This is a genomic window from Dietzia sp. DQ11-71, assembly GCF_014144995.1.
Classification (GTDB): Bacteria; Actinomycetota; Actinomycetes; order Mycobacteriales; family Mycobacteriaceae; genus Dietzia; species Dietzia kunjamensis.
Genome location: NZ_JAALDT010000203.1, coordinates 1 through 2503, shown reverse-complemented (window position 1 = coordinate 2503; position 2503 = coordinate 1). Strand labels below are relative to the sequence as shown.

Annotated in this window: 3 protein-coding genes; 2 read left to right on the top strand and 1 reads right to left on the bottom strand. The window is 66.8% G+C overall.

The genetic code is table 11. From position 1 onward, the window contains the following. Positions 1-73 precede the first annotated feature (73 nt). Positions 74-214, bottom strand: a complete 141-nt coding sequence (locus G6023_RS08170) for a hypothetical protein (protein ID WP_167492364.1) — start codon at positions 212-214, stop codon at positions 74-76. Positions 215-510: 296 nt separating this feature from the next. Between G6023_RS08170 and G6023_RS08165 the strand changes: the two genes are divergently transcribed. Together G6023_RS08165 and G6023_RS08160 are read left to right on the top strand one after the other, a co-directional pair. Next, on the top strand, positions 511-1752 hold the full coding sequence (locus G6023_RS08165) for a fatty acid desaturase family protein (protein ID WP_182634931.1): 1242 nt from the start codon (positions 511-513) through the stop codon (positions 1750-1752). Positions 1753-1937: 185 nt separating this feature from the next. Then, positions 1938-2503: TetR/AcrR family transcriptional regulator (locus G6023_RS08160; RefSeq protein ID WP_182634928.1), on the top strand; the 566-nt coding region annotated here is incomplete at its 3' end.

Genomic DNA, 2503 nt, shown 5'->3' with positions numbered 1-2503 from the left:
GGCAGCCCGCCCCTCGAGCGAGGGGCGGGCTGCCGCGGAGATCACCGGGCGGTGAACCCGGCGCTCGAAAGGATCAGACCGACTCGGGAGTGCCCGCGGGAGCGGTCGGACGGGGAACACTGATGGTCGAACCGGTGGCGGTCCACACCAGCGACCAGAAGATGTCGATGACCGGCTGGATGGCCTGCAGGAAGATGTCGTTGGCGTTGCTCATGATGTGTCCCCTCGTATTTACTGCTGCGTACTGAGTCGTACTGCGGTATCGGGCGTTCTGTCTGTACCCCACGTAACGCCATCTATGTCGTCACGAACCCGCTCGACGTTACACAACCGTGATGTCCGGCGTGACATCGTCGAACTCCCGCGCAGGCCACGCACGCTTCGGCGCCGGAAAAGAGTCCTCGGCCACACCACAACTGGGCGGTGATCGATCAGCTCACCGCACACCCAAATTGTGACCCACGCAACCGAACGTACCTACGCGACCGTAAGTTACGGTACCGTAGCTTCATGGCCATCACCGACATCCCGGAATTCGCGCACCTCTCCGAGTCCGACATCGAAGCCCTCGGCGCGGAGCTCGAGCAGATCCGTCAGGACATCATCGGCTCCCTCGGCGAGCGAGATGCCGCGTACATCCACAATACGATCCGTTTCCAGCGGGGACTCGAGATCGCGGCCCGTGCACTGCTCCTCGTGGGCTCGCGTAACCGCACGGCCTGGGCGATCGGCGCAGGCACCCTCGGTGTCGCCAAGATCGTCGAGAACATGGAACTCGGCCACAACATCATGCACGGGCAGTGGGACTGGATGAACGACCCCGAGATCCACTCCACCACCTGGGAGTGGGACATCGTGGGCACCGCCGAGCACTGGAAGCAGACCCACAACTACATCCACCACAAGTACACCAACATCGTCGGCCTGGACGACGACGTGGGGTACGGCGTTCTCCGGGTGACCCGCGACCAGCGTTGGCACCCCTTCTACTACGGGAACATCGCCTACAACGCGGCCCTCGCGCTGCTGTTCCAATGGGGCGTGGGGATCCAGCACCTCGAGCTGGGCAAGGTCGCCAAGGGTCGTGACGACCGTCGCGAGACCATGAGCAAGCTCTCGCTCTTCGCCAAGAAGGCCGGCCGTCAGCTCGCCAAGGACTACGTCTTCTACCCGCTGCTGTCCGGCAAGGGGTGGAAGTCCACCGCCACCGCCAACCTGGTCGCCAACGGGATCCGCAACGTCTGGACCAACGCGGTGATCTTCTGTGGCCACTTCCCCGACGGTGCCGAGAAGTTCACCAAGAAGGACGTGGAGAACGAGACGCAGGCGGAGTGGTACCTGCGGCAGATGCTCGGCTCCGCCAACATCACCGGCGGTCCGGTCGTCGACTTCATGTCCGGCAACCTGTCGTACCAGATCGAGCACCACATCTACCCGGACATGTCGTCCAACCGGCTCGCGGAGGCGTCCATCCGGGTACGTGAGGTGTGCCGCAAGTACGACCTGCCCTACGTGGCCGGTCCCCTGCCGGTGCAGTACTTCAAGACCTGGCGCACCATCGCCAAGCTGTCGCTGCCCAACCACATGCTGCGCGACACGACCGATGACGCGCCGGAGACCCACTCCGAGCGGATGTTCGCCGACCAGCCCAAGCCGCTGCCGGCCGTGGAGGGTCAGCGGGCGGGCCTGAAGACCGCGCTACAGCACCACCGCGCCACGCGGCGGGCCCGCAAGGTCGCCGCCGTGGCCTGACCAACGGCCGCAGGATCGACGCCAGGGACGCCCCGGCACCGGATACCGGTGCCGGGGCGTCCGTGATTCCGACGCCGACGGCCCCGTACGGCGATAGGCTGTCGCTCGAGTCGGCGGGACCCGTCGACGTCCGGCACTACACCGGTCGAGCTGAATGTCCGTGGAACACGACGACGGGAGCCCCCATGGAGGACCGGCGCATGCTCATCGCCGATTCCGCGATCGAGGTCGTGGCGAGGGACGGGGTCCGTGCCCTCACCCATCGCGCCGTGGACTCGGAGGCGGGATTGCCCTCGGGCTCCACCTCCTACTACTGCCGCACCCGCGCGCAGCTGCTCACCCTCACCGTCGACCGGCTCACCTCGCTGCTGCGGGGATTCGTCGAGGTCTCGGGGATCCAGGAGTTGGCGTCCTCCGACGCCGACGACGTGCTGGGGATGCTCACGCGCATGGTCGACGGACTGTTGGCCGACTACCGCGGTGAGCTGGCGGCCAGGTCGGCGTTGATCGTCGAACTCGCCGGCAAGGAGGACACCACGGACCTCGTGGCCGCACTGCTCGATCCGAGCGACCTCGTGGGCGCGCTCGACGCCGCCGGGCTACGCGACCCGGCCACCGCCGCCCTGGACCTGTTGACCGTGTACGAGGGCCTGCTGTGGGAGCGCACGGTCGGCAGGCTGGCCGGCGTCGAGGTCGACCACAAGCACGACGCCGAGGTGCTGGGCGCGGTGCTCGCCCGCCACGAGCACCG

Excerpts from the sequence above, each read along its gene's own strand:
- G6023_RS08165 (WP_182634931.1), top strand. The coding sequence starts at position 511 with ATGGCCATCACCGACATCCCGGAATTCGCGCACCTCTCCGAGTCCGAC.
- G6023_RS08170 (WP_167492364.1), bottom strand. The coding sequence starts at position 214 with ATGAGCAACGCCAACGACATCTTCCTGCAGGCCATCCAGCCGGTCATC.